General features: G+C 44.8%; 21 protein-coding genes. 12 read left to right on the forward strand and 9 right to left on the reverse strand.

Annotated elements, in window-relative coordinates; genetic code table 11:
* Positions 1-62: 62 nt before the first annotated feature.
* From ACFQ21_RS27270 to yiaK, 7 genes are all read left to right on the forward strand, one after another.
* Positions 63-1,739: an AMP-binding protein gene (locus ACFQ21_RS27270; RefSeq protein WP_377585154.1), complete on the forward strand. Its 1,677-nt coding sequence runs from the start codon at positions 63-65 to the stop codon at positions 1,737-1,739.
* A 162-nt stretch (positions 1,740-1,901) separates the two neighbouring features.
* Entirely contained in the window at positions 1,902-2,336 is a 435-nt protein-coding gene (locus ACFQ21_RS27275) for a tellurite resistance TerB family protein (RefSeq protein ID WP_377585157.1), read from the forward strand.
* Between the two features lie 174 nt (positions 2,337-2,510).
* Positions 2,511-3,959, forward strand: coding sequence for a TonB-dependent receptor (locus ACFQ21_RS27280; RefSeq protein ID WP_377585159.1), 1,449 nt, complete (start codon positions 2,511-2,513; stop codon positions 3,957-3,959).
* An 8-nt stretch (positions 3,960-3,967) separates the two neighbouring features.
* A complete protein-coding gene (locus ACFQ21_RS27285; RefSeq protein ID WP_377585162.1) occupies positions 3,968-4,375 on the forward strand; it encodes a DoxX family protein in 408 nt (135 codons plus the stop codon).
* A 97-nt stretch (positions 4,376-4,472) separates the two neighbouring features.
* Positions 4,473-5,348 (forward strand): alpha/beta hydrolase family protein, encoded by an 876-nt coding sequence (locus tag ACFQ21_RS27290; RefSeq protein ID WP_377585165.1) that lies wholly within the window; start codon positions 4,473-4,475, stop codon positions 5,346-5,348.
* Between the two features lie 103 nt (positions 5,349-5,451).
* Positions 5,452-6,120, forward strand: coding sequence for an OmpA family protein (locus ACFQ21_RS27295; protein WP_377585168.1), 669 nt, complete (start codon positions 5,452-5,454; stop codon positions 6,118-6,120).
* A gap of 59 nt (positions 6,121-6,179) precedes the next feature.
* Entirely contained in the window at positions 6,180-7,208 is a 1,029-nt protein-coding gene (gene yiaK / locus ACFQ21_RS27300; protein ID WP_377585171.1) for a 3-dehydro-L-gulonate 2-dehydrogenase, read from the forward strand.
* A gap of 80 nt (positions 7,209-7,288) precedes the next feature.
* Here the strand turns inward: yiaK and ACFQ21_RS27305 are convergent, their stop codons facing one another.
* The gene (locus ACFQ21_RS27305; protein ID WP_377585174.1) at positions 7,289-9,025 is read right to left on the reverse strand and encodes a cellulase family glycosylhydrolase; all 1,737 of its coding nucleotides are present in this window, start codon (positions 9,023-9,025) and stop codon (positions 7,289-7,291) included.
* A gap of 450 nt (positions 9,026-9,475) precedes the next feature.
* Between ACFQ21_RS27305 and ACFQ21_RS27310 the strand changes: the two genes are divergently transcribed.
* Together ACFQ21_RS27310 and ACFQ21_RS27315 are read left to right on the forward strand one after the other, a co-directional pair.
* Positions 9,476-9,913, forward strand: coding sequence for a CAP domain-containing protein (locus tag ACFQ21_RS27310; protein ID WP_377585177.1), 438 nt, complete (start codon positions 9,476-9,478; stop codon positions 9,911-9,913).
* Between the two features lie 162 nt (positions 9,914-10,075).
* The gene (locus tag ACFQ21_RS27315; RefSeq protein WP_377585180.1) at positions 10,076-10,834 is read left to right on the forward strand and encodes a GH12 family glycosyl hydrolase domain-containing protein; all 759 of its coding nucleotides are present in this window, start codon (positions 10,076-10,078) and stop codon (positions 10,832-10,834) included.
* A gap of 297 nt (positions 10,835-11,131) precedes the next feature.
* Here ACFQ21_RS27315 and ACFQ21_RS27320 read toward each other — a convergent pair whose 3' ends face one another.
* The 5 genes from ACFQ21_RS27320 to pckA all read right to left on the reverse strand — a co-directional run bounded on the left by ACFQ21_RS27320 (position 11,132) and on the right by pckA (position 16,820).
* Positions 11,132-12,277 (reverse strand): lactonase family protein, encoded by a 1,146-nt coding sequence (locus ACFQ21_RS27320; RefSeq protein ID WP_377585183.1) that lies wholly within the window; start codon positions 12,275-12,277, stop codon positions 11,132-11,134.
* 49 nt (positions 12,278-12,326) lie between these two features.
* Positions 12,327-13,529 carry a family 1 glycosylhydrolase gene (locus ACFQ21_RS27325; RefSeq protein ID WP_377585186.1) on the reverse strand — a complete coding sequence of 401 codons (1,203 nt, stop codon included), beginning with the start codon at positions 13,527-13,529 and terminating at the stop codon, positions 12,327-12,329.
* Positions 13,530-13,531: 2 nt separating this feature from the next.
* A complete protein-coding gene (locus ACFQ21_RS27330) occupies positions 13,532-14,311 on the reverse strand; it encodes a M15 family metallopeptidase (protein ID WP_377585188.1) in 780 nt (259 codons plus the stop codon).
* Positions 14,312-14,526: 215 nt separating this feature from the next.
* Positions 14,527-14,997, reverse strand: coding sequence for a hypothetical protein (locus ACFQ21_RS27335; protein WP_377585192.1), 471 nt, complete (start codon positions 14,995-14,997; stop codon positions 14,527-14,529).
* Between the two features lie 206 nt (positions 14,998-15,203).
* Entirely contained in the window at positions 15,204-16,820 is a 1,617-nt protein-coding gene (pckA, locus tag ACFQ21_RS27340) for a phosphoenolpyruvate carboxykinase (ATP) (RefSeq protein WP_377585195.1), read from the reverse strand.
* A gap of 195 nt (positions 16,821-17,015) precedes the next feature.
* On the opposite strand from pckA, the gene ACFQ21_RS27345 reads away from it, so the two are divergent.
* Together ACFQ21_RS27345 and ACFQ21_RS27350 are read left to right on the forward strand one after the other, a co-directional pair.
* Positions 17,016-18,515, forward strand: a complete 1,500-nt coding sequence (locus tag ACFQ21_RS27345; protein WP_377585197.1) for a peptide MFS transporter — start codon at positions 17,016-17,018, stop codon at positions 18,513-18,515.
* A 27-nt stretch (positions 18,516-18,542) separates the two neighbouring features.
* Positions 18,543-20,585 carry an OPT family oligopeptide transporter gene (locus tag ACFQ21_RS27350; protein WP_377585199.1) on the forward strand — a complete coding sequence of 681 codons (2,043 nt, stop codon included), beginning with the start codon at positions 18,543-18,545 and terminating at the stop codon, positions 20,583-20,585.
* A 93-nt stretch (positions 20,586-20,678) separates the two neighbouring features.
* Here ACFQ21_RS27350 and ACFQ21_RS27355 read toward each other — a convergent pair whose 3' ends face one another.
* The 3 genes from ACFQ21_RS27355 to ACFQ21_RS27365 form a co-directional block, all read right to left on the reverse strand.
* Entirely contained in the window at positions 20,679-21,194 is a 516-nt protein-coding gene (locus ACFQ21_RS27355) for a hypothetical protein (protein WP_377585202.1), read from the reverse strand.
* 7 nt (positions 21,195-21,201) lie between these two features.
* The gene (locus ACFQ21_RS27360) at positions 21,202-21,567 is read right to left on the reverse strand and encodes a tellurite resistance TerB family protein (RefSeq protein ID WP_377585204.1); all 366 of its coding nucleotides are present in this window, start codon (positions 21,565-21,567) and stop codon (positions 21,202-21,204) included.
* A 127-nt stretch (positions 21,568-21,694) separates the two neighbouring features.
* Positions 21,695-23,023: an ammonium transporter gene (locus ACFQ21_RS27365; protein ID WP_377585207.1), complete on the reverse strand. Its 1,329-nt coding sequence runs from the start codon at positions 23,021-23,023 to the stop codon at positions 21,695-21,697.
* A 219-nt stretch (positions 23,024-23,242) separates the two neighbouring features.
* On the opposite strand from ACFQ21_RS27365, the gene ACFQ21_RS27370 reads away from it, so the two are divergent.
* Positions 23,243-24,574 (forward strand): bifunctional folylpolyglutamate synthase/dihydrofolate synthase, encoded by a 1,332-nt coding sequence (locus ACFQ21_RS27370; RefSeq protein WP_377585209.1) that lies wholly within the window; start codon positions 23,243-23,245, stop codon positions 24,572-24,574.
* The last annotated feature ends 33 nt before the right edge of the window (positions 24,575-24,607 follow it).

The raw sequence follows: 24,607 nt of genomic DNA on the forward strand, positions 1-24,607 counted from the left end.
CAATCGTTTGCTTTGGAAATCTGTAAATTTGAAGGATTATTTTTTAAGAAAGCGTAGATGTTATGAAGGATTTCCCGTGGTTTAAGCATTACCCAAAAGGCACCCCTCACGAAATTAACTTGTATGACTATTCTTCTCTGGTCGATCTCTTTGAAAAAAGCTGTGCGAAGTATCGCGATAAGGTGGCTTTTGTGAATATGGGAAAGGAGATGACTTTTGCCGAGATCGATAAACTGTCAAGAGACTTCGCGGCGTATCTGCAAAGTCTCGGGTTGAAGAAGGGCGATCGCATCGCTATACAAATGCCCAACCTGCTGCAATTTCCGATTGCTTTCTTTGGTGCGCTGCGTGCCGGACTTACGGTAGTAAATACCAACCCGCTATATACTCCGCGCGAAATGGAACATCAGTTCAAGGACGCTGGTGTTACAGCTATTGTTATTGTAGCAAACTTTGCCAGCCACCTGGAGAAGATACTTGCAAACACATCCATTAAACACATCATCGTTACGCAACTCGGTGACATGCTCGGTGGATTGAAAGGATCGCTCGTGAACTTTGTGGTGAAGTATATCAAGAAAATGGTGCCCGACTATACTTTACCGAACATCATTCCTTTTAAAGAGGCTATGAAGAAAGGTGCATCACTGTCCTACAGCAAGCCTGAACTTTCGGTAAAAGATATAGCCGTGCTGCAATATACCGGTGGTACCACAGGTGTATCAAAAGGTGCCAAACTTTCGCACGGTAATATCATTGCACACAACTCGATGATCACCGAGTGGTTCAAGCCCTATATGTCGAAAGACGGTAATGATCTTATTATTACAGCTATACCGATGTATCACATTTTCGCGTTGACGGTAAATGGATTCCTGATGTTCAGCACCGGTGTGAAGAGCGTGATGATCACCAACCCGCGCGACATGAAGGGCTTTGTAAAAGAATTGCAGAAACATAGATTCACCATTATCACAGGTGTCAATACTCTCTTTAATGGTTTGCTGAATACACCGGGTTTCAAAGATCTTGACTTCTCTGTGTTGAAAGGTGCTGTTGGCGGTGGTATGGCTGTGCAAGATATAGTGGCCAAGCGCTGGGAAGAAGTTACCGGCAAACCTTTGGTGGAAGGTTACGGATTGAGTGAGACATCTCCTGTATTATGTTGCAATCCGCTTGACGGACAGCATCGTTTAGGTACAATCGGTTTACCCATGCCAAGTACAGAGGTAGCTATATTTGATGACAACGGAAATCAATTGCCACAGGGAGAAACAGGCGAGATCTGTGCACGCGGTCCGCAGGTAATGTCGGGTTATTGGGAGAAAGATAATGACGGTGTGTTCTTTCATAATGAATGGTTCCGCACCGGAGATATAGGGAAGATGGATACGGATGGATATTTCAAGATCGTTGATCGCAAGAAAGACATGATCAAGGTATCCGGCTTCAATGTTTTTCCGAATGAAATTGAAAATGTAGTGGCTGCACATCCAAAAGTATTGGAAGTAGCCGCGATCGGAGTACCCGATGCAAAATCAGGCGAAGTAATAAAAGTCTTCATCGTGAAGAAGGATCAGAGTCTCACCGAAGATGAACTGAAAACTTTCTTCCATGAAAACCTCACGAACTATAAAGTACCGAAGCACATTGAATTCAGAACTGAACTTCCGAAGACCAATGTGGGTAAAATTTTAAGGCGTGCGCTTAAAGAGCAGGAGGCAGCCGCAGCCGCTTAGGTATAAGAACAACTAAGTTTGTAAACAAAAACTCTCTCGGTGGTGCAGATATATAGGGGAAGATGTAACGAAGTAGGGGCAGCTTGCTGCCGGGGAGAAATAACGCTATCAATAGTTGACTATCGATTATAAGCATTGTAACTTCCTATAAACCTATAAACTATGATTGGCTTTTTCGAGCACCAGTATCTGTCGTACAAAAAAAATCACATTAAGAATCTTCTTGCCCTGGCCAAGGTCGATGGTCACATGCACGAAGCTGAAGAAGCATTGCTATATAAGATCGGTAAACGTTACGGACTAAAAGATCGCCAGGTAAAAGAACTGGTAGACAGCGATGAAAAATATCAGATCAACGTGCCCGATAATCATAACGACCGCATGAACCTGCTATACGATCTTATACTCATGGTATATGCCGATGATGTAGTGGATCAGCACGAGGTAAGTTTCTGCGAAGATGCCGTGGAGCAGTTTGGCATGAGACGTGAACTGGTTACGTGGTTGCTCGAGGAGTTTCACAAAGGTACTCCTCCACCGGTTGACGAATGGGAAGAGATCAAACGCGAAGCACAGGCAAAATTTGCGACTAAATAATAACATCAGGAGGGCAGCATAACAGCTGCCCTCATTTTTTTTAGATGCACGCAAATTCCTACATGTCAAAACTTTACATACAAATGGCGAGTTATGCGTATAAACTTTATATACATTTAACTTTTAACCGTTTGGCATTAACGGTAAATTAGGCGCGAAAGCAGGAGACAGCTTATGGAAGAATTCAGAAAACTTACCACGCAGGAGAAAGCCCTGAGGATCAATTTAAGTAAATCAATTTACGGATCGTTTGCTGAAATAGGAGCGGGACAGGAGGTAGCTGCAAATTTTTTTAAAGTAGGGGGTGCTTCCGGAACAGTTGCTAAGACCATGTCGGCTTACGACATGAAGTTCAGTGACGCGATCTATGGCGTGGGCGATCGCTACGTTTGTGAAGATCGACTTCTTCGCATGCTCGATCACGAGTATGTACTGTTGCCGGAACGATTACCACATCGCATCGATAACACACGGTTCTTCGCGTTTGCTGATACCGTTGAGATTCTCAACTACGAGCGCACCAACCAGGGACACGGCTGGATCGGACTCCGGTTTCAACTTACACCCAAAAGTGAACCGAATGATTGTGTGATTCATGTAAAGATGCACGACACCGATCAGCTGCAACAGCAACTTGCGCTTGGTATAGTGGGGGTTAATTTGTTATACGCTTGTAACTTCATGAGCAATCCGGAAGATATACTCATGTCGCTGCTGGATGGACTGACACAACGCAGAATCGAAATTGATATGTTCCGTCTGTCGGGGCCAGACTTCAAGCACGTTGACAACCGTTTGATGGCGCTCAAGATGGTGAAGAATGGTTTGACGAAAGCGGCCATGTTTGGTCCGGATGGAAACGTAATGCAGCCTACGGATGAACTCTATAAAAAGAATGTACTTGTGCTGCGCGGTCGCTTCAGACCACCTACGCATGTTAACGTAGATATGCTGCTCACATCGCGCAGGCATTTCAAGCAGGAACAGGATGTAGACCGTTCCAAAATTGTATTGCTATCCGAACTTACGCTGAATGACCTGAGCCCGGATGGAAAGATCGATGAACGCGACTTCCTGCACCGTGCCGATATACTTTGTTCACTCGGCCAGAACGTACTCATCTCGAATTACTTCGAATATTACCGCCTGGTAGACTATCTCTCCAAGATCACGAAAGGGAAGAAGATAGGTATCATCATGGGTATATATGCGTTGCAGAAAGTTTTTGACGAGAAGACATACGAGAACACGCGTGGAGGTATATTGGAGTGTTTCGCTTCGCTCTTCGGATCGAACGTAAAACTATATATATACCCGGCTCTTCGCGTTGGCTCGCAGGAGTTGTTCACGCTGAAAGATTTTGAGCAGGAGTTGCCGCCCAACCTGCAAAACCTCTTCCGTTATTTGATGGACAACAATAAGCTGGAAGACGTGAACGATGCCGATACACGCAAGCTGCACATCATTTCCGATAATGTACTATCCATGATCCGCAAAGGAGAAAATGGCTGGGAAAAATTTGTACCACACAAAGTGGAAGAAGCCATTAAGGAATTTGGTTTGTTCGATTATCCTATACCGGATACAAGTGAAGAAGTAAAATCCATTCCCATCGCTAACTGATATATACCATGCTACTCCACAACGATGATCTGGCCAGACTTATACTGCGATTGACTTGTGGAGGTATACTGATCTTTCATGGTATATTTAAAATATTCACCGATATAGAACATGTAAAAAATATAGTTGTAGCTGCCGGTCTTCCGGCAGTTACTGCTTATGGCAGTATCATTGGCGAAGCGATCGCACCTGCGTTGGTTATTGTGGGGTATAAAACAAGGTTGGCGGCTATTGTTATCGTAATAAATATGCTCATGACTATATGGGTTGCTCACCGCGATATAGCTTTCAAAGTAAATGACTATGGTGGCTGGATGATTGAAACCAATATGCTTTTTCTTCTCACCGCCCTTGCTCTCGTCTTTACCGGAGCAGGTCGCTATAGCTTTTCAAAAGGCAAAGGGCGCTGGGATTAACACATGTTCATGTGATGTCAACATTTGCGAGACAAACGCAACCTTAACGTGCATATTCAAGTTCTAAGAGTCTTTAAAAGATCCCTTTAAAGACGTTATGAAAGAAGTATTGAATGTGGTAGCGCGTGATGGTGTGCACCTCTCGGCCACATGGTATGCAGCGAAGAACCCACATGAAAAGGTAGCGCTGATCAACTCAGCAACCGGTGTACGACAACAGTATTACAGTGATTTTGCCAAGTGGCTGGCTTCCGAAGGTTTCCAGGTATATACTTTCGATTATCGAGGTATAGGTAATTCCCGTCCTGAAGATCTGAGCGATGCTTTGTATGATATGCACGACTGGTCGGTAGATATAGATGCCATGATCAGTCACATTAACAAAGCTCACCCGTTATCGCAGCTGATCATTGTAGGACATAGTATTGGCGGGCAACTCATCGGTATGTCAAACCTTTCCAGGCAAGCGGAAGCTTTCATCATGATCGGTTCACAAACTCCGTACTGGAAAAATTATACCGGGTGGCGTATGAAGTTAAAGCTGCTCTGGTTCTGGTATATGGCTATACCGGTGTTGACAAAGTTATTCGGTTATTTTCCTGCCTCGCGATTACGCATGTTTGAAGATCTTCCTGCCGAGGTAGCAAAACAATGGTCGCGCTGGGGACGCAACAAGAACTATATATTTGATGAATTACCGGCCGGGCAAAAATCATTCGAAGCATTGCATCAACGTACGTTGATGATCAGCTTTTCAGATGATACACTTGCGCCACTCGATGCGGTTCACGACCTGCAGCATTTTTACAAGAATCTGAAAGTAGAACACTGGCATTTAACACCTGAAGATGTATTGAAAAAGAAAGTCGGACATTTCGGATTCTTCCGCAAGCATATGGAAGCCGTTTTGTGGCGTGAAGCCATTCGCTGGATTGAGAAAGATAATGCGACCGAGAAACGCAGAGCAGCGTGAATCAGAATCCATCCGTCTGTGTATAGATCATAAGAACGATGTTCAGACATTATCCACGGCATAAGTTTTGTTCAGGTGGTTAAGCTTTTCTACTTTTAACATTATGAAAAAACTAACCGCTCTCATTTTGATCATCTTCGGAGCTCATGTACTTTATGCTCAGAACGATGCTATTACAGCCGAAGGTAAAATAACAGATGCCCGCACCGGTAAAGGTATAAAGGCTAATATCCGCTATAGCAGTATTCCTACCGGAAGCATCTTCGGCCGCTTCAACGACAGCACATTTTCCTTTTCAATCTTCGGCACAGCCAAATACCAGATTACGGCTGCCGCAGAGGGCTATAATCCGCGTACAGTTATTGTTGATCCGAAAGATATAGATGCCAATAAAAAAGTTATTCGTGATATCATGCTCACGTCTAAAGGACAGACGATCATTCTGAATCACCTTATCTTCTCGCAAGGTAAGTCGGTGATCGATCCGAAGTCATATCCCGAACTGGACGAAGTGGTACAGATGATGAAAGAGAACACGCGCATCGAGATACAACTGGAAGGCCATACCGATAACGTAGGCAGTCCGAAAGCAAACCTGGAATTATCACAGAGTCGTGTAGATGCTGTGAAGAAATACCTGGTTGAGAAAGGTATAGCCAAGGGAAGAATCCAGACAAAAGCGTTTGGCGGCTCACAACCTCTTGCAAACGAAATGACCCCGGAAGCACGTGCCAAGAACAGACGTGTGGAGATGCGGATATTAAAAGATTAAGTCGAAACCATTTCTTATCTTAAAAGCGTCAACGTGCTAAACACGTTGGCGCTTTTTTTATGGATAACAAGGCAGACTTTATTCAGGTGCCCTATCAGCAGATGTACGATACATTTCTTCAGGCGCTGCTGAACCATGGATTCATTCCGGAGAAAGCAGCGCAATGTGCATCGATCTTTGCGATCAACAGTGCAGAAGGTATATATACCCATGGTGTTAACCGGTTCCCGCGATTTATATCCTATATCCGCAGCGGGTATATAAAAGCAGATCAGGCACCATCGCGTATCGGTGGTTTCGGTGCCATCGAACAATGGAATGGTAATCTCGGCCCGGGGCCGCTCAATGCTATAGATGCATCAGATCATGCCATGGCATTAGCTTCTTCACATGGTATAGGATGTATAGCTTTATCAAACACCAACCACTGGATGCGCGGTGGATACTATGGATGGCATACAGCACGCAAGGGATTTATATTTATAGGCTGGACAAATACACTCGCCAATATGCCCGCATGGGGTGCTGTTGATAGTAAAGTCGGGAATAATCCATTGGTAATAGCAGTGCCTTACCAGGATGAAGCGATCGTGCTGGACACAGCCATGTCACAATACTCGTATGGAGCGTTGGATCAGTATCAATCGAAAGGCGAGCAGCTTCCTGTACCCGGTGGTTACGATGAAGCCGGTAATCTTACCAAAGATGCCGGTAAGATACTCGGATCACGCAGGGTATTGCCGATTGGTTATTGGAAAGGAGCGGGGCTGTCGTTACTATTGGATATACTCGCCACTATACTCTCCGGTGGATTGTCAACCCATGAGATTTCTAAAAAAGAAGCCGAGCATGCTCTTTCACAAGTATATATAGCGATTGACATAAAGAAGCTTGGGCATTTTCCGGCTATAGCAAACTCGCTGGAGCAAATCATACAGGACTATCACACCTCACAACCGGCCGAGCCCGGTAAATCAATACGTTACCCGGGCGAGTACATCAGACAAATCCGTGAGAAGAATATAGAGTCGGGTATACCTGTATCGCGAAAAGTTTGGGACGAGATACTGGTGTCCGTTAATCGTTAACAGTTATTCGTTAATCGTTATTAGGATGATATGGCAAAAAATCCACGGATAACGATTAATGTGTATCGGATAACCGATAATTATTCGGTTATTCCAGCAATGACAGCATCCAGAGCTTCCTGATCGTATACTGTATTTGAGCTTCGATTGAAGAGTGTAGTAGTATTATCACCAATAGCACCGGCGTCCCAATAGAAAGGTATAATTCCGTTTGCCTTGGCTTGTTTGGTTACATACTTTAAGAAGTATGCGCGCGATGCCAGGTGTAATGTTAGAGCATCACCCGTTAGCGTTGATCTGCGTATCGCTCCATATTCGCCCATAATTACCGGTATACCTTTATCTACAAATTTAGTCTTCATCATTTTAAATTGAGAATCAACGGTACTTTCTTCACCCCATGTAGCATTGCGGGTAAGGTCCGTTGTAGAATGGTAGTTGCTGCCCCAGTAATAGAACATCTTTCCCCAGCTCTCATCTTTTGTAAGCAGACAGAATTGAAAAGGAGTATAGAAGTGTACCTCTGCCATCAAACGATCTGCAATTTCATCCGTTGGTAATGATGTCATCAGGTTGTTAGTCTTCTCTATATCTGTTGAAGGCCCCTGAACAATTAAAACCCGATAGCTGTTTTTCCCTCCTGTAGAGCGCACAGCATCCACGAATGTCTGGTGATACGAACTCAGCACGGCCATCTGCGTTGCATTCTCAACATTAGGTTCGTTCGCACTCGCGAAAAGTAAATGTTCATCGAAGTCACGTAAATGTGTTGCGATCTGTTCCCAGAAAGCTTGTTGCTTTGCGTTGTTGGCATCTTGTTTATCGGTAGTACAGTTGTTTTCCAACCATCCGCCATCCCAATGTATATTCAGAAGTACATACATATCATTATCAACACAGTATTGTACCACTTCCTTTACTCTGTTCAGCCAGTCAGTCTTGAGTTGTGCTGTTGAACTGTTGGACATATACTGATCCCATGAGCATGGAATACGAATCGCGTTAAATCCATTTTGCTTTACCAGGTCAATCAGTGCCTTCGTCACTTTCGGATTTCCCCACGCGGTTTCACCTCCAATAGCTTCCAGTGTGTTACCTATATTCCAGCCCAGTTTTATTTTGGTGGCCAGTGTTACAGCGTTGCTGTTCATACCGGTAGCATCCGGGGCGATAGGAGAAGTGTTGTAATTCGGATAGAGAGAACCTTTTTGTGTCACAGTGATCTGAACGTCAGCAGCACCTTCTGCGCTTATCCGTACCGTTGCAGTGCGCGCAGCTCCGGTATTTGCCGATGCAGTGACAGTAATGGTTGTAGCGCCTGTGTTACCGGTGCCTTGTGTAAATTCCAACCAGTCTGCATTCTCGCTCACGCTCCACTGGGATGCATCTGTTGTAACCTTGAGCGACATTGTACCACCGGCTTTACTGTAAGTAATGGTGGATGGATCTGTTGTAGTACTATATAGATAGGTTGATGAGCCTTGCGTAACCAGCACTTCAACCGACTTTGCACTACCTGCTGTAAATACAAGTGTAGCGGTGCGGGTTTGCAGTGTGCGCGTATTTACAGTTAGTGTTACCGTTGTCTTGCCGCTTGCTCCGGTAGTGGCTGAAGCACTCAACCAATCCGAAGCAGAATTACTCATACTCCACGCATCAGCATCGGTTTCAACCGTAAAGCTGGCAGTTCCTCCGTTGGCAGCGATGTTTACTTTTTGCTGACTTAGTGTAAGTGTGTTTAGTTCGTCTTTACTGCACGATGCGATGGCGACCGAAAGAATGATCAGAATGTAGCCGATGTAATTGAGTTTTTTCATGCTTGCTCCTGGCGGAATGATTGGGTTAGTTACCGTTTTGGGAATCGTTCATTCGTTTGCAAAACAACTGGAAATTTCAAAATCCCACGGGCTCAAATCTTTCTATATAGGTAGCAGAATGTTTCCAAAAGCAAATAACAATGCGAAAAACCAAGTATTGACATTTTTCTCCGGAATGTATGCAGATGACTGAAGCAGCGTGTGGAAAGTTGTACTCTATACATAATAAGAGAAAGTTTGCATTGCCATGACTCGGATTTATACTTTACCAAGCAAACCGCGTTTTGAAGCAGTTGAAATTGTTGGATTGTTTTTAGTCACTATGCCTATATTTGGTTAATGCAATAGTCTGACTATACCGGTACAATGACTATCTATAACGGATAACAAATTAATGAAATGAGATTTGAGATACCTCGAATAGTGTTAATAGTATCTATAGTAGTTAGTATGGTTAGTTGTTCAGACGATGACGAACCTGCAAAACCGGAAGATATACAGATTGAATTACTCAACGCTATAAATACGTTGCGTGTTACCGGCTGCCAATGCGGCAATGATATAATGCCTCCCGTAGAACCCGTTACCTGGAATGATACGCTAGCGCAAACCGCGCAGGATCATGCCATCGACATGTATACCTATAATTATCTCAGTCACTTGTCGCGTGACGGAACGCCTCCCATTATCCGCACACAACAAGCCGGATATAGCGGTATATATGTAGGCGAGAATATAGCACGTGGCTATTTCAATGTAACGGATGTTATGAAAGGATGGGAGGAAAGTGAAAGCCACTGCAAGAACATGATGGACACCACCTATACCGAGATAGGAGCCTCCAAAGTTGCTGGTTACTGGGTACTCGATTTAGGCCGACCGAAGTGATAACATCCATCGAAATCGTTTGAAGTTTCGATTGAAATACCGGAATTGTACCCTTCTTTAAGAGAAATTATACCCTTCCTCACGAGTTTCATCCCTAATTGTTAACAAATCGTGCTGTGACCTGCTGCTACTTTTATGCAAACGATTTAAACAAACAACCAAATGAAAAAAGTTTTAGCATTTCTCATCCTCGCGAGCATGACACTCGCATGTCAGCAAGAAGAAATTACCCCAACCAATGATGCCGAAGTCCTCGCGGCATGGGGTTCCAGTGAACCATGGGCCCAGTGGTCCAACGGCGGATATACTATATATAATAATATATGGGGACAGAAGAACGGACCGGGGCCGCAATCTATATGGGCCAACTCGTATAGCAACTGGGGTGTATGGGCTAACCATCCAAACACAGGCGGTATAAAATCATATCCCAACTCAACACGTTATGTGGGGCGCAAATTAAGTGCGTTGGTTTCCTGCACCAGTAAAGTTAGCGCTACAACACCAGCCGGTGGCGCATGGGCTTCCACCTTTGATATATGGGACAGCGCGAAGCAACACGAAATCATGTTGTGGATGAACTATACCAGCAACGCGAACGGAAGTGGTAACATTAAACCTATATCTTATAACTGGAATGCTCAGGGATACCCGGTTGCTACTCATACCAATGTATCAGTAGGTGGCCATACCTGGAACGTATTCCGCGGACACAACGGAAATAACTATGTATACTCTTTCCTGAGAACTACAAAAACCAACAACGCTACAGTAGATGTAAAGGCCATTGCAGAATGGGTAAAAGCCCGCGGATGGTTTGGCGACATAACTGTAGGCGATGTGCAATTCGGCTACGAAATCACCTCTTCAAGCGGAGGACTGAACTACGTTACAAACTCATATTCGGTATCGTTTAACTAGAGCTCCTGGCTGCAAGCTGCCAGAGGAAGCTGCGAGCCTTGAGCTACGAGCTATGAATCTTGAGAGCTGCTGGTTTTTGATTACGGGACTGCTAAGACATTGATAAAAGATTATAGGTATATATTTTATTCGTCTTAATGACCGTGCTCAGAAGCTGGCAGCTATACTGGCTTCCTCAAAGCCAAGCAAAGAAAATCATATAGTTTAAGAAAATTTACCAGTAGCTCGTAGCTCTATCACCGCTCTTGCAGCCAAGTAACGCTAATTATATAGCCTGGCAAAATCGACATCTTGCAGCTAGTAACTGGCAGCTAGAAGCTTCAAACACACGGGTGCGGGAACTTTCAGCGGCTTGCCAACGGGAGTGAGTTTGCCTGTTTTAGGGTTGATGCGGAAGGTGGCGATGGTGTCGGTGTCCTGGTGGGCTACAAATATATATTCGCCCTTCGGGTCGATCATGAAGTTGCGTGGTGTGCTGCCACCTGTAGTTTGTTGCCCGACAAGTTTGATTTTTCCATCGGCACCAATGCTATATATACTCAGTCCGTTATAGCCACGGTTCGACATGTATAGAAATTTACCTTTTGGATCTACATGAATATCGGCACTGGTATTTTTGCCGGCAAATGTTTTGGGTAGTGATAGCACTGAATCCTGCAATATCGTAAGATCACCAGTCTTTTTATCAACTTTGAATGTAGCTACGGTTGAGGTTAACTCTTCTGCTACATACATATAATTACCGGAAGGATGGAATGCGAAGTGTCGCGGACCGGTGCCGGCTTTTACCGATACTTCTTTTTGTTTGGAATCGTCCAGCGTGCCTTTCTTCAGGTTGAAATTGTAGATATATATTTTGTCTGTGCCCAGATCAGCTGCATAGAGAAAGCGGTTATCCGGTGAAATCAATGCCGAGTGCAAATGCGAACTCTGCTGACGATCCGGATTTATACTGCTTCCGGTATATTTCTTGGAGTCAGATGGATTTCCTACGAGTCCGTCTTCAAACAACGGAAGCACTACGAGATTACCTTCGTTATAATTTGATACAAAAGCATACTGGCCGGTTTTATCAAAGCTAATGTGACAGGGATCGGCTCCGAACGATGAGCGTGTATTCAATGCACTGAGCTTACCGGTTTTTGCATCAATAGTATAAGCTGTTACAGAACCGCCGGTTTCATTCTCGCTTGCTTTACCTCGATTTACCGAGTATAAAAACTTGCTGGTAGGATGAATGCCAAGAAACGAAGGACTCTCAAGCCCCGTAACCGTTTGGACTAATGTAAACGACTTCTTTGCGCGGTTAAAGGTATAGATATAGATACCTTCGCTGCCGCGAACACTGAACGTGCCTACATATAAATATTCTTTTTTACTCTGTGCAAGAGATGAAAATACAGAGAGGGTTAGAAACAATACGCCCAGTAATTTTCGCATCATAGAAAGTAGGTATGGTAACTATATAGATTGAAGGTACACGCAAAATTTCTTAAACAGAAACTTCTTTATGTTTCTGTATGCTGATTTTTTTTGAATGGGCGAGCGATGCATACAGCGCACCACTGGGTTTCATCATCCGGTTCTTGGTTTTCAGATCGCATTCATATAATCCGAAGCGCATGCTGGGACCAAGGTGCCATTCAAAGTTGTCCCACGTACTCCAGAAATAGTAGCCCTGAATATCGATACCATCTTTGATCGCTTTGTGAATAATCTCGGCATAGTCCTGTATAGCCTGCAGACGCAGAAAATCACTTTCATCACAAACACCGTTCTCGGTAATGATGATGGGCTTTTTATACTTGTTCCAGTAACGGTCCAGGCACGCGCGTAGTCCTTCGGGATAATACTCCCAGATGTCATCATGCTTGCGGCCCAGTTCTTTTATTTTGTGAGGTGTTTCCAGATACGTAATCGGTAGCGGATCGTGTGGAATGCGACCGTAGTAACTCATGCCGAAGAAATCAACTTTCTCAAAGTGACTTGGCACATAGTCCATAAACCACCAGTCGCTGAGGCGTGCGGGAAACCATCCGAGTATATTTTCAGCAGAAAACACTGTTGCATTATGCGATATACCGATCGGCTGATTCGGGAATTTTGCTTTGATATAGTCGTAAACTATATCGTGTGCCTTGCCCATGTTGATCACAACTTTGCCGGCGGTAAGCGGGTTGATCTTGAAAGGAGGGAAGAAGCCGGTGATCCATCCATAGCTCGCATATACATTTGGTTCGTTGAATGTATTCCAGTACGAAATATACTCACCATATTCATCAACAACTTTTTTGCAGAAGTCAACCCAGAGCGCGATGTTCTCTTCGCGTTCCCATCCACTGCGTTTGGCAAACCACAACGGATTGGTAAAATGGTGAAGCACCATCATGATGTTTACACCACGCGATTTTAATTGCTGTAATAATGAATGGTAGTGTTGTCGGGTTTCCGGATCGAAGTTGCCGAATGGCTCGCGCTGAAGTTTGCTCCACATCAAACTCATGCGGTAGTTAGGCGCGAGTGATGCAATGATAGTTACATCCTCTTCCACTCTCAACTCGTGGTCGGTTGTGCGGTCGAACAGGTATCCATCCCGTGATGAGATGCCTTGCCAGTCGTGTTCGAAAGCTGTTTCTATTTGTGTCGCGGCTGTACTTGTTCCAAAGAAAAAGTGTTCCGGAAAAGTAAGTCTCATAGTTATTTACGCGTCATGGCGCCCTGTGCATCTTCTACCGCTCTCCAGTATTTACGCAGAAGTTTGATATCCTCATGTATGCACGGATATAGTTCATCACATTTCGGTATAGGGGGCAGTTCGCCATGCGAGAGGTGTACAGAAGTAAGTCCGCCTGTCCATTCGAAGTGACCGGGATCATAGGGTTTTCTCCAGCGTCCGCCCCAGCGTAAGCCGAGCTTTTCACCTTCAACACCGATCTTCAGCCACAAAGCTTTATTGTCCCATACAGCAACCGAATCAACAATAGGTACCAGGTCAACCGCGAGTCCGTATTGATGTTTGGAACGTCCGGCTCCCGAGCTGGTATATTTACTCCCCATCACTTTATATTCATTCTGCTTGGCATGTGTGCGATACGATTCTACTACAGCAAGTTCAATTCCCTTGGCGCGGCAATTCACGATTAATGTTTTGATACGATCGCGAAAGTAAGGATGCAAAGCTTCCAGATCGGTGATCATCGACATGGTTCCGCGATCTTTTCCAAATGCAAAGTTCTCTACCATACTCCATTGTTTCCAGCCCGATACGGTGTCCATGGTAATGGTGGGCTCTTCTGCTGCGACTGTAACTTCAGCAGCGGGTTGTTCAACTGGCTCGACTACAGGTTCATTGTAAAAGAATTCAGCATGTTCGCGGCAATCAAAAGGGGCGAATAACCCATCGAGTTGAGCATGAGCAACGACAGCCGTGAGCATCATTAAGGAGGAGAGTAAGAAGGGCTTCAGAACATCACGCATTTTTGCAACTTGGTTTTGGTATGCAAATATATGACATTAAAGGTATTACAACTTTACCAGAACATTAAGCTTGATGTGAAAAACTTACATCCGTAGTGCTTTCATATTTCAAAACGATAGCCGGCTATATATACTCTGCAAGAGGCTGGCTATAAAAAAGAAGAGGCTACCTGTTGGGCAGCCTCTTGCTTGCGAAAGTATATCTTATGTGTGAATCAGTTCACCGCATTGTCTTTGGCGAGCTCATCCATCAGTGACTGATATTTGGTTTTAAGACCTTCGTCACTGCTGATGGCTTTTCTTACTTTGTTAAATGCTGCTGCACCTACAAAGTCTTTCGCCAGCAACTGGTACGTTTCCTTAATCTTGGCTGTGCCTGCATCCTTCTTCGCAATAACTTCTTTTACGAAGGCAATCTCTTCCGGAGTTGCATTTGCTTCCAGTAGTTTACCTTCATCATTGATGACTTTGAAAAGCTCATTATAACGTTGTGCAGATATAGTCTGACTTGTAGTCACCATCTCTTTAATCTGTCCCGACAGAACCGCTTGCATCTCATTCACAGAATCCATGGCAATCGCATACTTTTTCAACTCCTCATCCGTAACTGTTGCTGCATCTTGTGCGAACAACTTAGCAGAAAAAAGCGCCATGAAACACACCAGGCTAAAAAACTTCAACTTCATACAAATTTGGCTTTTTTTAGGTAAAACTTTATTTAATACTGTCCGCAGTATAATAAACCAAATGTTTGAACTGCGTTTCGTTTGCTATGAACGGGCGATAATTTATACAAATGGAGCATGCTTCCGACAAAATGAAAAAAGCCGCCCCCGATAAACGTTCGGGGCGGCTTCTCAATCAATCCCTGCCTGATCAAGCCAACAACTGGTTATTGTGCGTGCATCTTGACATGAGGTGCACCTGCCAATATTTCGGCATTGGCGTTTTCAGAGAATTTCTCGAAATTTTTCAGAAAGGCCTCTGCTAAAAACTGTGTCTTGTGATCATACGCATCTTTATCACTCCATGTATTGCGCGGGTCGAGTATTTCAGAGGGCACATTCGGACATGATGATGGCATGGCAACACCAAACACTTCGTGATTTTTATACGACACTTTATCAAGTTCTCCATTAAGTGCAGCCGTGATGAGCGCACGGGTATGCTTCAGACTCATACGGTCACCAACACCATACGCGCCACCTGACCAGCCTGTATTTACCAGCCATACATTTACGTTGGCTTCTTTCATTTTCTTGCTCAGCATCTCTGCATATACCGTAGGATGCAACGGCATAAACGGAGCACCAAAGCATGCGCTGAACGTCATGGTAGGTTCTAGAATGTCAGCTTCTGTGCCGGCAACTTTTGCAGTATAGCCGGATATAAAATGGAACGCAGCCTGGCCCGGTGTAAGTTTAGCAATAGGAGGGAGAACGCCATACGCATCGCAGGTGAGGAAGAATATATTCTTCGGATTTTTACCCAGCGATGGCTGCGCTATATTTTGAATGAACTCGATCGGATAGCTTACCCGTGTGTTCTCGGTAAGTTTACCATCAGCATAATCTACTTCGTTAGAGCCTTTTCTGAAGCCAACATTCTCGAGCAGTGCGCCTGTGCGGATGGCGTTAAATATATCCGGTTCTTTTTCTTCTGAAAGATCGATAGTCTTTGCATAACAACCACCTTCGAAGTTGAAGATCACATTGTCATCTGTCCAGCCATGCTCATCATCTCCGATCAGTTTCCGGTTCGGGTCAGCAGAGAGTGTTGTCTTTCCGGTTCCTGACAATCCGAAAAATATAGCGGTGTCACCTTGCTTGCCGGTGTTGGCAGAACAGTGCATCGACAAAACATTTTTCTGATGTGGTAAAATGAAATTCAGTGCTGAGAATATTCCTTTCTTGATTTCACCGGTATATCCGCTACCGCCTATTAAAATAATTTTGCGCGTAAAATCAATGATTGAAAAGTTATGCTGACGGGTTCCATCTTCCTCCGGTACAGCATGAAAACCCGGTGCATTCAACACCAGCCACTCCGGTTCGAAGTTCTTCAGTTCATCTTCGTTTGGTCTGATAAACATGTTATACACGAAGAGATTGGACCACGCGTATTCATTGATCACGCGAATGTTCATGCGATAACGCGGATCTGCGCAGGCATATACATCGCGTACAAAGAAATCTTTGCCTTTGAAATAGTGAAGCATCTTTATATAGAGCTTCTCAAATCGCGCAGCATCGAACGGTATATTAAAGTTGTTCCACCAGACAGTCTTTTCGGTGACACTGTCTTTAACCGTGAATTTGTCTTTGGGTGACCTACCCGTAAACTCTCCCGTATGAATGGCCACTGCACCGCTGCTGGTGATCTTGGCATCACCATTATCAAGTGCCATCATGGTAAGTTGTTCGGGAGCGAGGTTCCAGTAGGCTTTTCCATCGGAAATACCGAGGTGTTCGATCCCGACTAATCGGGATCTGATTCCGAATTCCAGCATGATCAATTTGGGTTAATGAGTTATGCGTAAAGGTATGGGCAATTGAAAATGGTTTCAATCGTTTGCAATTATATTTTGTTTCTGGTTGCGGTTAACAAACACTATTTGCGAAAATGGATTTATCGGCCTACTTTCAAGCCGGTTTGAAGAACCGCAAGCAATATTTTATTTTACCTACCTGACCTTTTTGTTTAAATGAGTCAAGAAAAAACATTTTTTGGCCATCCGCGCGGACTGGCTACTTTATTCTTTACCGAGATGTGGGAGCGCTTCAGCTACTATGGTATGCGGGCGCTTCTGTTATTGTATATGGTAGCTTCTGTGGAAAGAGGTGGCATGGGCCTGGACGATAAAACCGGTGGCGCTGTGTACGGACTCTATACCATGTTTGTATACCTGCTTGCGCTGCCCGGTGGCTGGCTTGCCGACAAGTTCTTTGGCCTGCGCAAGTCTATATTTTATGGCGGCTGCATCATTGCACTCGGTCACATCTGTCTTGCACTTCCTACTACAGAAACATTCTTTATCGGTTTATTACTCATCACGCTTGGTACCGGTCTACTCAAGCCGAACATCAGCAGTATGGTGGGAGAGATATACCCGCCGGATGAACAGGTAAGACGCGATGCAGGCTTCTCTATATTCTTTATGGGTATAAATTCAGGCGCACTCATATCACCGATTATTGTAGGGTACCTGGGCGAGAATATAAACTGGCACTATGGATTTGCCGCTGCCGGAGTGGGTATGATCTTCGGATTGATACAATTCAAACTCACGGAGAAATATTTAGGCAACGCAGGTCTTGAACCGGCACGTTTACCCGATGCAACGCAGCAGAAAAAACGCGAGACTTCTATTCGCACGGGTCTGTGGATCGTAAGTATACTGCTTATCGCATTTGTAGCGCTGCTGTTAACACGCACCATCACCATTAACCCGGTTGTATTTGCAAGCGCTTCCGGTGTTGTTATCGGTATATCCGTGTTGATATACTTTATATATGTATTCCTGTTCGAGAAGCTTGATGGTGACGAGAAGAAAAAAGTGTTTGCCATTTTCCTGATGTTCCTCATCACAACGATGTTCTATACGGGGTATGAAGGACAAGGATCATCGCTTAATCTTTTTGCCGATCGATATTCCGATCGCAGTTTAGGATCGTTCATCATGCCGGCAAGCTGGCTTCAGTCGGCTCCGCCATTTTTTGTAATTCTGTTTGTTCCTGTATTTACCTGGCTGTGGTTTACGTTGGCGAAACGAAAACTCAATCCCATTACACCGGTAAAGATGGCGCTCGGTTTGATCTTTATGGGACTGGGCTATCTTGTGATGATCGGAGCTTCGGATATAGTGATAGCAGGCGGTAAACCTTTACCAACCTGGCTCATTGTTACCTATATGTTCCATACATTCGGAGAGATATGTTTATACCCGATTGGACTCAGCGGTGTAACCAAACTTTCACCGAAGAGACTGGTAGGACAAATGATGGGGGTATTCTTTATGGCGCTGGCACTCGGTAACTTATTTGCCGGTTTATATGCCGGTGAATTCAGTGACGAAGCGATCACCGCCAATCCTACATTGTTAACCGAACTGTTCGGCTTCATTGTAAAGATCATGTTTATAGCCGGTGCTATTGTGCTGGTGTTCAGTAAACCAATTCGCAAACTCATGGGCAACATCCAGTAAAAACTCAACACGAACTCATTAACCATCATGGAAGGAAATAAATTTTTTAAACCGTACGTCTCACCGGAACAGCGAATTCCGGAGTTCACAGTCAAGTCTGTATTGTTTGGTTCGCTCTTCGGAATTCTGTTCGGAGCTTCAACGGTATACCTGGCACTCAAGGCAGGTCTTACGGTTACAGCATCTATACCAATAGCCGTGATCGCGATCACGCTGGGACGCAAAATTCTCAAGACAACCATACTTGAGAATAACATTATACAAACAACAGGCTCAGCAGGTGAATCGATAGCAGCCGGTGTTGTATTTACCTTACCCGGATTTCTATTTCTCTCTCCCGGCCAGGATGGTGTAAGTATAGGGGAAGCTTATTTCGATTACCTCACGATATTAATACTGGCTGCCTTTGGTGGTATGCTTGGTACGTTGATGATGGTTCCGTTACGGAGATCGCTCATTGTAAAAGAACATGGTACACTTCCTTATCCGGAAGGAACTGCGTGTGCTTCGGTATTGCAGGCTGGTGAAAAAGGAGGTGTATTTGCACAGACAGCGTTTGCCGGCATGGGTATAGCCATGCTATATGCGCTGATGCAAAAAGTATTTCACGTAATCGCTGAAGTACCGGCCTATATCACGAGCCAGACGAACAAGTACTGGCCATCAGCAGCAACACGCGGAGAAATTACTCCGGAATATTTGGGGGTAGGGTATATCATTGGTCCGCGCATATCGGGTATACTCGTAGCGGGTTCTGTGCTGGCATGGTGGGCTATTACTCCGCTGCTGAGCACACTGATTCATCCGGATACGATTGCCCTGCAGCTTGTTAAATTAGGAAACCTGGCAAGTCTTGATACTCCCGGTGGTTATGGTAACTGGAATCCGCAGACGCATACCTTCGGGAGTTATGCCGATGCTATATATCGCGCCTATATACGGCAGATCGGTGCCGGTGCTGTAGCGGCTGGCGGGTTCATCACACTCATCAAGACTATACCCACGATTGTGAGCTCCTTTCGCGAGAGTATGGGCTCATTAAAGGAGAAAGGACAAACCAGTGTATTGCGTACGGAAGATGACTTGTCGTTCAAGTTTGTGATTATAGGAAGTATAGCGTTGGTATTGCTAACGGCGATGCTTCCCAGCAACATTATGCCCGGTGATAGTATACTTCAAAAACTCTTCATTGGGTTGCTGATTGTAATCTTCGGGTTCTTCTTCGTTACCGTGTCCAGCCGTATTGTGGGTTTGGTGGGTACCAGTAACAACCCGATCTCGGGTATGACCATCGCTACGTTGATGGGTACCTGTCTCATCTTTACCAGTATAGGTTGGTCAGGCAAATTTTACGAACCACTGGCCCTTGTTGTGGGCGGTATGATCTGTATAGCCGCCTCGAACGCAGGAGGTACGTCACAAGATTTAAAGACGGGATTTATAGTAGGAGCAACACCCCGCTATCAGCAGCTTGCATTGTTCATCGGTGCGATTGTTTCATCTATTGCCATCGGGGGCATCGTTCGCATTCTCGATACACCGACACCTGAAATGCTTGAGCAAGGTATAACACACGCCATCGGCAGTGATAAATACCCGGCACCACAGGCAACGTTGATGGCGACACTCGCACGCGGTATACTTTCGTTTAACCTCGACTGGCAGTTTGTAATTGTAGGTGTATTTATAGCGATCACGATGGAGCTATGCGGTATTAAAGCCCTTGCGTTTGCCATAGGACTATATTTACCATTGTCCACTACACTTCCCATTTTCGCGGGCGGTGCCGTAAAAGGTTATGTTGACTGGCGTGCTGAACGCAAAGGTGAAAAAGTACAGGATGATGAACTTGGTCGCGGAAGTCTGTTTGCAACGGGTCTCATTGCAGGTGGTGCGTTAACCGGTGTGATTGTAGCAGTACTGGCTGTAGTGTGGCCGAACATTATGGATGCTATGAATGTAGAGCATACTTTAACAGACCGTTTCGGAATTGGTGGTTACTATGCGATTGGTACAGGCTTCTTCATCGCGATGATGGTTATGCTGTATCGCCTTGCTATACGGAAATAACATATAGAAATACGCAGGCGAAGTCTGATATAGTATAAGCAAAAAGAGGATGTCTGTTCAAGGCATCCTCTTTTGTTTATGTTCTTTACTGTTTTATAGTTGTGCTATATATTCAGCACGGTGTAATACCTGTTTCGAGCTCTTGCTTACGAGCAGCGTGTGTCGCATCGGTGGCTTCAGACATTCGTATACATCATATTTCGTTTCATCGACATCCCAGAAAAAAGAAGAGGCTTCGTATTCTGCTCCGGTAACTTTCTGTTTCAACAATGCTATATCACGAAAAGAGATCGGGTAACATACGGTGTCTGCTTTTATAGCATAGCGGGGAAATGGTAACGAACCGATAGCCTGTAGCAACGCATCGTGATCGGCTTCATAAGCGAAATAACTGGCGTAGTTGCCGTTCTGATACTTGATCTTTACACCTTCAGCATCGTTCAGTTGAAGCGTGGTCAATACATTCCTGGTGAGCGTATCTTTTAACGAAGTACGAAGAATGAGCGGAGGTATATCTGCGAAAGCATCATCATGAATAGATGCTGTCGGCTTTTTGCAGGCAAATGTAAAAAGCAGTAACAGCGGAATAACGATGACGAAACCTTTCATAAGCTCATTACACGGTTATATCCATAAGTTGTTTCAATGTTTCCAATGCTTTGGTTTCCGATTGGTCTACTTTTCCATCGGCACGTACAATGTCCTGCATCGCTTCGAGTACATTGCCTTTTGGCAGATCAGACTTTTGTCCGAAGTGCTTCGCGGTTTGCAGGAACAGGTCGTTCAGTTTTGATTTATCAAATGAATTATACTCCCGTATAGCTGTATATAGTTTCTTCTCAATGTCTGTGTCAGCAGGGTATAGCGCTTTCATTTTACTTTTGATAGCAGCGAGCTCAGACGGATCGTAACTGCTGTCGGCCTGCGACAAATGCACATATAGGAACACAACAAAGTCAGGGTAGGAATTGTGAATGATCATGGTATGGAAAGGTCTTGGTATAAGCGAATGTAAACCTTATCAGGCATCCGCGCAAAGGGTTTAAAGTCGATAGCAATAAAAAAGCCCCGCTGTTCACGGGGCTTGATTTTTATAGAAATCAAATTTGTTATTTGGCAGAACTTAAATCACCTACCAGGTTTTCTTCATAAGCAGGTTCAACGGTTCTTTGTGACTGGGCTATGGTTAATGGCGCAATCAGGTCGGTAACTTTCAACAGTATACCGGTACCAACAAATGTATAGGCCACTACAATCACCAAAGCTTTCATGTGTACAATGAACAATGCTGTCTCACCGAAGAAGAGACCGTTACCCGTAGTGTTTGCTCCGTTCACGGCTGTGTTCGCCAGCAAAGCAGTCATGATCATACCAACCGCTCCACCTACACCGTGGCAAGGGAATACATCAAGTGTATCTTCCAGCGAAGTTTTGGTAGTTTTCCAATGAACCATCACGTTACTGATCAAGCTGGCAAATGTACCGATGAACAAGCTCGAAGGTATAGTCACGAAACCGGCAGCAGGTGTAATTGCTACAAGTCCTACAACGGCACCGATACAGAACCCAAGAGCTGAAGGTTTTTTACCACGCACAGAATCAAAGAGGATCCACGCAAGACCAGCCGCAGCAGAAGCAGTGTTGGTAGTTGCAAACGCAGAAGCAGCCAACGTACCAGCGCTCAACGCACTTCCGGCATTAAAGCCGAACCATCCGAACCACAGTAAACCTGTGCCCAGCAATACGTATGGAATGTTAGCAGGAGCAATGTGTTTCTTCTCTTCGTTGCTTCTCAAAAAGATAGAAGCTACCAATGCTGCTATACCAGCAGACATGTGTACAACAGTACCACCGGCAAAGTCAAGTACACCCATCTTGAAGAGGAATCCTTCCGGATGCCATGTCCAGTGTGCAAGCGGTGAGTATATAAACAGCGAGAACAATACAAGGAATATAATGTACGACTTGAAGCGCACGCGTTCAGCAAATGTACCCGTGATCAGGGCAGGCGTGATGATGGCGAATTTCAACTGGAAGAAAGCAAACAACACCAACGGTATGGTTGGAGCAAGTGACCATGGTTTGCCGTCCAGTACATTATGGAACATAAAGAAAGATCTTGGATCACCGATGAGTCCACCGATAGAATCTCCGAACGCAAGGCTGAATCCCACCACGATCCACAATACACCAACAACACCCATCGCGATAAAGCTCTGGAACATCGTATAGATTATGTTCTTCATGTCGATCATACCTCCGTAAAAGAAGGCGAGACCGGGTGTCATCAATAGTACAAGGGCAGATGCTGTGAGCATCCAGGCGATATCACCTCCGTTCATCCCCTCCGTCACAATTTGCTTCGGGGTTGCCGGCATGAAGACTGCCAGCACGCTGAAGCCGATGAGCAACAGCAAAAAGATTAATGATTTCTTCATAGGCGTTTAAAAGTTCTGGTTGTACTTCAAAAATCGCCATTTTTTTTAAGATATGGTTAAATTCTGACTTTCGTTTGCATAAAAAATGACCGAAAACGTTTTAGAAGGTTTGCGTTTTACCCTGCTTGATTAAAATTGGAGTAGTTTTTTGAAAATCTTTTAAAAATCCGCTGCCCGTTTTCTCCGCAGACAGTTGTCGGAAAGTTATCCGCACGAATCATGGACAATGCGTGTGAAGGAATTATTTTCGCGCCCATGTTCACGCAATACGAAGATGTTCTCCAGTATCTGTACGCGAATCTTCCCATGTTTCAGCGGGTCGGGTCGGTTGCATTCAAGAGTGATCTGTCCAATACCATAGCACTGTGTGAAGCACTTGATAATCCGCAGCGAAAGTTCAAGTCCATTCACATTGCAGGCACTAACGGTAAGGGAAGTACCTCGCACATGCTGGCGTCTGTGTTGCAATCAGCCGGGTACAAAACCGGGTTATATACTTCACCTCATCTCAAGTCATTTACGGAACGGATTCGCGTGAATGGTAAAGAAGTATCGGAGCAATTCGTGGTGGATTTTGTGAATCGTATTCAACCGGTGATCGAACGTGTGAAACCTTCGTTTTTTGAGATTACGGTAGCGATGGCATTTGATTATTTTGTGCATGAGCAGGTTGATGTGGCCGTGATTGAAGTAGGACTGGGCGGAAGACTTGATTCCACGAATGTGATTACACCTGAGCTTTCGCTGATCACAAATATAGGATGGGATCATACCGATCTTTTAGGTGATACACTCGAAAAGATCGCTGCTGAAAAAGCAGGAATCATTAAAAAGAATGTACCCGTAGTGGTGAGTGAACAACAGCCGGGCATTGCCGATGTATTCAGGAGCAAGGCGGCAGCCGAGACAGCACCGTTACGCTTTGCATCCGATGTATATACCGTTCAGTTTCGCGAAGAGAAGGGCACTATACTTTTTGATGCATTGAAAAACGGAAAACCAGCTCATACAGGCATAGCCCTACCGTTGCAAGGTATCTATCAACAGAAAAACCTGGCGGGTGTTCTTTGCGCCATTGATGTTTTGAGACAGCAAGGCTGGAAAATCACCGATGAGCAACTGGTGGATGGCCTCATGAAAGTAATGTCTCAAACCGGTTTGAAAGGTCGCTGGCAAAAGTTGGGAACAAACCCGTTGATCGTGTGTGATACCGGTCATAACCTCGATGGTGTTACGCAGGTGGTGAAACAGCTTCAACAGCTTTCATACAAGAGACTGTTCATGGTCATTGGTATGGTAAAGGATAAAGATATATCCGGTGTACTGGAGCTTTTGCCGAAGGAAGCGAACTACTACTTTTGCCAGGCTTCTATACCGCGCGCACTGGAGGCAGGTATATTGGCTGAAAAAGCACGCAGTACAGGATTGAAAGGCGAGGTAATTGCCAATGTAAATGAAGCCATTCAACGGGCGCGCGCGAAAGCTTCTGCCGAAGATGTGATCTTCATTGGTGGAAGTACATTTGTAGTGGCCGAGATCGATGGACTATAGTTACAAGTAGTATTTAAATTAGTAAAACTCAGA

This window comes from Ohtaekwangia kribbensis, assembly GCF_042676245.1.
GTDB lineage: Bacteria > Bacteroidota > Bacteroidia > Cytophagales > Cyclobacteriaceae > Ohtaekwangia > Ohtaekwangia kribbensis.